Here is a 6,854-nt window from a genome sequence, read left to right as displayed (position 1 = left end):
TGCTCATTATAGGGCAATTTCTTACACGTGCAAGCGCTTTTAACGCACAAGAATCACGAGTGTTTTATTTTTATGCACCAAATTGGTTCAATTTTATGCAAATCATTACATAAGTACATATTTTTAAAACAGAAATATAAATTAAATATTTCTGGTTTATTCTATGTCTAGTTTTTCACAACTGGTGCTTTAATCGTCACACTGGTGATTTTTACAGGGTTTACTGGCACATTTTGATGCATTCCATAGTTTCTAGTGGGTACTTTAGCAATCTGATCAATTACATCCATACCTTTAGTGACCTTACCAAATACCGCATAGCCGGCATTTCTAGCAGAACGATCCAGAAAATCATTATCGACCAAGTTCACAAAGAATTGTGCGCGAGCAGAATCCGGCTGATTGGTACGTGCCATGGCTAAAGTGCCACGCTTGTTATGCAGGCCATTTGACGATTCGTTTTTAATCGGTGCTTTGGTATTGGCTTTTTCCTGCATGTTCACATCAAAGCCACCACCCTGAACCATAAAGCCGGGAATGACCCGGTGAAAGATGGTGTCCTTATAAAAATTGCTTTTTACATAATTTTCAAAATTTTTTGCCGAGATGGGAGCTTTATCATTAAAGAGTTCAATTTCAATATTTCCCATTGAAGTATTCATCTCAATAATCGTATTTGCAGCAAAGCTTGGCAGACTGGTCGCGGCAAGCGCGATCACACATAATGATTTCTTTAACATTTATTAACTCATCTACTTAGAAGTAATGGTTGTGAATGACTATATATTAATCTTTTATGATTTATATTGCAGTGATCTGCCGACTAAAGACAAGAGAATAAGAATGAAACATGCATTATTACAGGAGCAAAATATCCATCAGTTTCCACCTTGGCGCTTGCAGGGTGAAGGTTTTATTCTGAACTATTGGCTGACCCCCAGCTTTATTGAACAAGCAAAACAGTTCCGTATCGCACCCTCTCCGCTGGGTCGTATGGTTCAAGTGATGCTGGTACGCTATCAAACTTCACCGATTGGTCCCTATGATGAGTTACTAATTCTGGATCATCCTTTAATCAATAAACGGCGTCTCAGCTCGATTCCTAAAATTTATGTGTCTACCCATGAATCTGTCATACATGGTCAGCATTTATGGGGAATTCCCAAACAATATGCACAATTTAAATGGCAAGAAAAGGATCAGGAAATTCTGTGTCAGATTCAGCATCAGAACCAGCAGATGACGATTCGGTTGAAGAAAACCAAATCTGCACGTCAATTTTATATTAATAGTCACCATATTCCAGCATCTATGCTCAAGATTCAGCAGGCCTGGAAAGGTCAACGTTTTCAGTTTAGTCCCCAGTTTCGTGGACACCTCTCCACACTTTCACAAGTAGAGTGGCAAGATGCTGAGGATATATTTCCAGATTTTTCCAAAGCCAAATTGCTGCAAAGCTTTTATGTCCCCCAATTTAATCTGATCTTTCCTGAAGCACAGATCAGTAACAAGCCATAACCTGCATTTAAATTTAGCTATAAATATAAAAAAGGTGTTTCATAAGAAACACCTTTTTCTTCATGCTTTCGGCTTAACTGTTTTTGTCCCAAAATTTGCGGAAGTTCTTACTGATCTCAATCACATATTTTTTGGCACGACGGGAAATCGGCGTCAGATTGATAAAACCATGGGCCTGATCGGTATATTCATCATAATGAACAGCTACACCATTCTGACGCAACTTGTGTGCATAGATTGAACCCTCATCATGCAGGACATCATGACGTGCTGTAATCACATAACTTGGCGGCAAGTTTTTCAGCTCGCCATAGGTCGGCGAAATCAGTGGGTCATCCAGTTCAATCTGATGGGTTTGGGCATACATGAAGGTCACCAGATCAATATCCTGCTCTGAAAGTACCAGTCCATCTTTATAGGCATAAAAAGATGGATGGCGACTTTTGAAGTCAACCGCAGGATAAAGCAGAAGTTGTGCCCGTGCGGCATAAGATTTTCCTGCGCTGCGCTGCGCTACCACAGCTGCCAGATTTCCGCCGGCACTATCCCCTGCCACGGCAATACGGTTTTTATAGACTTTCAGTTGCTTGCTATGCTGATGTGCCCACGCCAAGGCATCTTCACACACCTGTACCATCTGCAAGGGGCTAAATTCTGGCGTCAGCGGATAGGCTACACTTAATACCTGAACTTTGGCATGCACTGCCAGCAAGCGACAAAATTCATCGTGAGTATCCAGACCGCCGACCATAAAGGCACCGCCATGATAAAAAATTACCATCGGTAACTTCTTTTGCGGTGCAGGATGATAATGTCGTGCAAAAATACTGCCACTCTGTAGAGGAAGGCGGAGCTCTTCGACAAATTTGACCGCGGTCGGTCTGGCCCGGATGGCTTTCATGCGTGCGTCAAACAGGGCACGTGAATGTACAACATCTTTACTGATAAAACTGCTGTGCCCCTGTTTGATCTGGATGGCCATCAGGCATTTTACCAAAGGGTCTAAATCAGGATAGACATGAGGATAATCCAAAGCCTTCACTACTGCCTCCTGGGCCATACCGGGTAAGCGATCCAGCATACGGGCTGCAGTTCCCTGTCCTTTTTCCATCAAACGTTGCAGAACCGGATGATTCACTGTCATTACTTTTAGTCCTTATTCTCTTAATTCTTCATAGTTTCTACACGATTAGCGTTTCAGTGACCATATTCTTATAGAAGTCTTAATATCTATGTACAGATAGCTTTTACCCGATACGTTATCCTCATTTATAGAAGATGTCATTGACCGGTTAAAGGTTATTTTTGACGTAATTTTGCATGGTTAAGTATATTTTTTATTAAAAATCGGGAGAATGCCTATGGCTATTAAAATTATAGCTTTGTCTTTGGCGACTGCATTTTTAGCTGTAGGCTGCGTCGCATTTCCTGAAGATGGCGGCTATTATGACGGTCGCTATGATCAGCGTTATGACCGTCGTTATGAACAGGATCGTCGCTATGACCGGCAACGCTGGGAATATGAACAGCAGCGCAAACATATTGAACAGGATCGACGTAAACAGGAATTACAGCGTCGTAATTGGGAACAGGATCGCAAAAGACAGTTAGATCAGGATCGACGTAAAAACCAGCTAGAACGGCAACGCCAGGAACAGCAGCGTAAAAATCTGATGACGCAACGGCAAAAACAGGCAGAAGCAGATCGTAATAAGCGTCGTCAGGAGCTGGATCGTAAACGTGCCACAGATCAGCGCACGAAAAAAGTCCAGCAAAATCGTTCTAATCCACGCTGGAATGATAACCGACGCCATCAGGAGCAACGCTCACGCGATCGTCGTGATTAAGATCTGTCATTGTATTCACTAAAAGCCCGGATCGGGCTTTTTATTTGAATGCGAGAAAATATCGGGCAAAAAAAAGGCTTATCTAGAGAATAGGATAAGCCACGAAAACACATTCAAAATAAGAAGAAACTACAGCGATAGAATCTAAAATGAATCATACCGAGTTGCTTATTTTTTGTGTAATACTTTATTAGTTAAATATTAATCGCTTTTGTGTCTAATAAATAAGCAGCTAAAAAAGCTGAGTTTTTGGGAGAGGTGTAGCCGAGAAAAGTAAATTAAAAACAGGATATTATGAGGCTGACTTAGTGCATTTTTCTAATTAAGGCCACTAGGATAAGTAAAAGTGCAAGGTTACTTTTTTATAGTGACTTAAAATAAATCAAGACTGCCATTTTAATTTAAAAATACGATTATTATTATTTTCATTTTAATATTTAGTGGATTTTTCTTTTTTATATTCTAATAAATACAACATATTTACATCAGGATACTGGACTTAGGCACATAAAGACGAGCTATCTTTTTAAGATTTTTCCGCTGTATTTTTTTCACAATTATAAAATCTTCTCCCTTCTGTATTCGGGATTTTGCATAAATCATAAAATTTATCTGGGCTTATGCTTGAATTTTTATACCCCGCCCCGATTTCTTAAGGTAATTGACTATTTCAACCTTGGCAGTTCCATCTTAATACGATGAACACTAAGGGCCAAGGACTGTAGACTGTACATGTTTAAGAACCCATTCAAACGGAGTAAATCAATGGCGACTGAGCAAAATGAGCAAGCTCAAGAATTTGAGCAAGAGCAAGCGGAAAAAGATATAGCGCAAACTCAAGCTGAATCCGAGCAGGCAGAAGTTTCTGTTGAGTCTTTACAAGAACAGATTGCGCAGCTTGAAGGCGACTTAAAGCTAGAGAAAGCACGTACGGCCAATGCAGTCTATGAAGCACAGAAAAGCGTGGAACGTATTCAGCGTGAATCTGAAAAACATAAAGATACAGTATTAGAAAAATTCGCCAAAGAGCTTTTGGATACGGTTGATAATCTTGAGCGCGCAATTAATGCTGCGAATGAAGAAGAATCTCCTTTGCTTGAGGGCGTCAAACTTACCTTGAAATCATTACTCACTACACTGGAAAAATTTGGTGTTGTGGTTGTAGATACCAGTAGCGGATTTAATGCTGAGCTTCATCAGGCTGTAGGCATTGATGCAAATGCTAAGGCCAATGAAATTGGTAGTGTTTTGCAGAAAGGCTATACGTTAAACAGTCGCTTATTGCGTCCTGCAATGGTGATGGTTGGCGCTTAAGCTGAATAAATTAGGGAGTTTGTACATTTTTTTCAAAAATGTTACTTGAAAAAAAATGAATGACTCTCATATCAGATAACAAGTGGAAATCACAAGAAAATTTTTGAGGAAACATCCAAATGGCTAAAATTATTGGTATTGACTTAGGTACTACCAACTCATGTGTTGCAGTACTTGAAGGCGACAAAGTTAAAGTAATTGAAAATGCTGAAGGCACACGGACTACGCCATCTATTATTGCCTATAAAGATGGCGAGATTCTTGTGGGTCAATCTGCAAAGCGTCAGGCCGTAACTAACCCGAAAAATACACTATTCGCGATCAAACGTTTGATCGGTCGTCGTTATGAAGACCAAGCGGTACAAAAAGATATCGGTCTGGTACCTTATAAGATCATCAAAGCGGATAATGGTGATGCTTGGGTTGAGGTCAACGACAAAAAACTTGCGCCACAACAGGTTTCTGCTGAAATCTTGAAAAAGATGAAGAAAACTGCTGAAGATTACCTGGGCGAGACAGTGACTGAAGCAGTTATTACTGTCCCTGCTTACTTCAACGATGCACAGCGTCAGGCTACCAAAGATGCAGGCCGAATTGCTGGTCTAGAAGTTAAACGTATCATCAACGAACCAACTGCTGCGGCACTTGCGTTCGGTATGGACAAGAAAGAAGGCGATCGTAAAATCGCAGTTTACGACTTGGGTGGTGGTACTTTTGACGTATCAATCATTGAAATTGCAGACCTTGATGGCGACCAGCAAATTGAAGTGTTATCTACCAACGGTGATACATTCCTGGGTGGTGAAGACTTCGATAACGCGTTAATCGAGTACCTGGTTGAAGAGTTCAAGAAAGAACAGAACTTCAACTTGAAGCAAGATCCTTTAGCGTTACAACGTTTGAAAGAAGCTGCTGAGAAAGCGAAGATCGAACTTTCATCTTCTAATGCAACTGAAATCAACCTTCCATACATTACCGCGGATGCGACTGGTCCTAAACACTTGGTGATCAACGTTACCCGTGCAAAACTTGAAGGTTTGGTGGCTGATCTGGTAGCGCGTACGATTGAACCATGTAAGACTGCACTTAAAGATGCAGGTCTTTCGACTTCTGACATCTCTGATGTGATTTTGGTCGGTGGTCAATCACGTATGCCACTGGTACAACAAAAAGTTCAGGAATTCTTTGGTAAAGAGCCACGTAAAGACGTAAACCCTGACGAAGCAGTAGCGATTGGTGCAGCGATTCAAGGTGCAGTATTGTCTGGTGATAAAACTGACGTACTTCTTCTTGACGTAACTCCATTGACTCTTGGTATTGAAACAATGGGCGGTGTGTTAACTCCAATTATCGAGAAAAACACTACGATTCCGGCGAAAAAATCCCAAGTGTTCTCTACAGCTGCTGACAACCAGCCTGCAGTAGACATTTCGGTTTACCAAGGTGAACGTAAAATGGCTCAACAAAACAAATTGTTGGGTAACTTCCAGTTAGGCGATATTCCACCGGCTCCACGTGGTGTGCCACAAATTGAAGTATCGTTCGACATCAATGCTGATGGTATCTTGAAAGTATCTGCGAAAGATAAGAGCACAGGTAAAGAGCAATCTATTCAAATTAAAGCAAACTCTGGTTTGAGCGATGCTGAAATTGAAGCGATGATCAAAGATGCTGAAGCAAATGCTGAAGAAGACCGTAAGTTTGAAGAGCTTGCAAAAGCACGTAACGAAGCTGATGCATTAATTGCTTCTGCTCAAAAAGCAGTGAAAGATCTTGGTGAACAAGTGACTGCGGACGAGAAAACTGCGGTTGAAACTGCGGTTTCTGAACTTGAAGCTTCAACTAAAGAAAATGACGCTGAAGTGATTAAGTCTAAAACTGAAGCATTGCAAAACATCATCATGCCGATCACACAACGTGCATATGAAGCAGCACAAGGCCAAGGCGGTGCACAAGGTTTCGACCCGAATGCATTCCAAGGTGGCGAAGGCCAAGCTCAAAAAGCGGATGACGGCGTTGTAGATGCTGAGTTCACTGAAGTGAAAGATGACAAAAAATAATTTGTCGCTTTAACTGAAAAAACCGCGCGAAAGCGCGGTTTTTTATGTCTCGAATTGAGGGAATAAAATAAAAATTACTAAAATTTGATCGTATTTTCAGGAAAAGCTGTTTAAG

6 protein-coding genes are annotated in these 6,854 nt (G+C 41.0%); 4 read left to right on the top strand and 2 right to left on the bottom strand.

Going from position 1 to position 6,854, the window contains the following annotated elements; genetic code table 11:
* Positions 1-167 precede the first annotated feature (167 nt).
* Positions 168-740, bottom strand: coding sequence for a peptidylprolyl isomerase (locus VXQ92_RS13860; RefSeq protein ID WP_416682165.1), 573 nt, complete (start codon positions 738-740; stop codon positions 168-170).
* A 103-nt stretch (positions 741-843) separates the two neighbouring features.
* Here VXQ92_RS13860 and VXQ92_RS13855 point away from each other — a divergent pair, with 103 nt between their 5' ends.
* Positions 844-1,518: an acetoacetate decarboxylase family protein gene (locus VXQ92_RS13855; RefSeq protein ID WP_416682163.1), complete on the top strand. Its 675-nt coding sequence runs from the start codon at positions 844-846 to the stop codon at positions 1,516-1,518.
* Positions 1,519-1,591: 73 nt separating this feature from the next.
* On the opposite strand, the gene VXQ92_RS13850 is transcribed toward VXQ92_RS13855, so the two are convergent.
* Positions 1,592-2,662: an alpha/beta hydrolase gene (locus tag VXQ92_RS13850; RefSeq protein ID WP_191731291.1), complete on the bottom strand. Its 1,071-nt coding sequence runs from the start codon at positions 2,660-2,662 to the stop codon at positions 1,592-1,594.
* A 217-nt stretch (positions 2,663-2,879) separates the two neighbouring features.
* On the opposite strand from VXQ92_RS13850, the gene VXQ92_RS13845 reads away from it, so the two are divergent.
* The 3 genes from VXQ92_RS13845 to dnaK all read left to right on the top strand — a co-directional run bounded on the left by VXQ92_RS13845 (position 2,880) and on the right by dnaK (position 6,739).
* Positions 2,880-3,365 carry a hypothetical protein gene (locus VXQ92_RS13845; RefSeq protein WP_416682161.1) on the top strand — a complete coding sequence of 162 codons (486 nt, stop codon included), beginning with the start codon at positions 2,880-2,882 and terminating at the stop codon, positions 3,363-3,365.
* 765 nt (positions 3,366-4,130) lie between these two features.
* Entirely contained in the window at positions 4,131-4,679 is a 549-nt protein-coding gene (gene grpE / locus VXQ92_RS13840; protein ID WP_064095248.1) for a nucleotide exchange factor GrpE, read from the top strand.
* Between the two features lie 119 nt (positions 4,680-4,798).
* On the top strand, positions 4,799-6,739 hold the full coding sequence (gene dnaK, locus VXQ92_RS13835) for a molecular chaperone DnaK (RefSeq protein WP_064095249.1): 1,941 nt from the start codon (positions 4,799-4,801) through the stop codon (positions 6,737-6,739).
* Positions 6,740-6,854: the final 115 nt, after the last annotated feature.

This window comes from Acinetobacter sp. 228, assembly GCF_048147885.1.
The sequence above is the reverse complement of the archived record's forward strand: the minus strand, read 5'-3'. Positions and strand labels throughout refer to the sequence as shown.

Excerpts from the sequence above, each read along its gene's own strand:
- VXQ92_RS13845 (WP_416682161.1), top strand. The coding sequence starts at position 2,880 with ATGGCTATTAAAATTATAGCTTTGTCTTTGGCGACTGCATTTTTAGCT.
- grpE (WP_064095248.1), top strand. The coding sequence starts at position 4,131 with ATGGCGACTGAGCAAAATGAGCAAGCTCAAGAATTTGAGCAAGAGCAA.
- dnaK (WP_064095249.1), top strand. The coding sequence starts at position 4,799 with ATGGCTAAAATTATTGGTATTGACTTAGGTACTACCAACTCATGTGTT.
- VXQ92_RS13860 (WP_416682165.1), bottom strand. The coding sequence starts at position 740 with ATGTTAAAGAAATCATTATGTGTGATCGCGCTTGCCGCGACCAGTCTG.
- VXQ92_RS13855 (WP_416682163.1), top strand. The coding sequence starts at position 844 with ATGAAACATGCATTATTACAGGAGCAAAATATCCATCAGTTTCCACCT.
- VXQ92_RS13850 (WP_191731291.1), bottom strand. The coding sequence starts at position 2,662 with ATGACAGTGAATCATCCGGTTCTGCAACGTTTGATGGAAAAAGGACAG.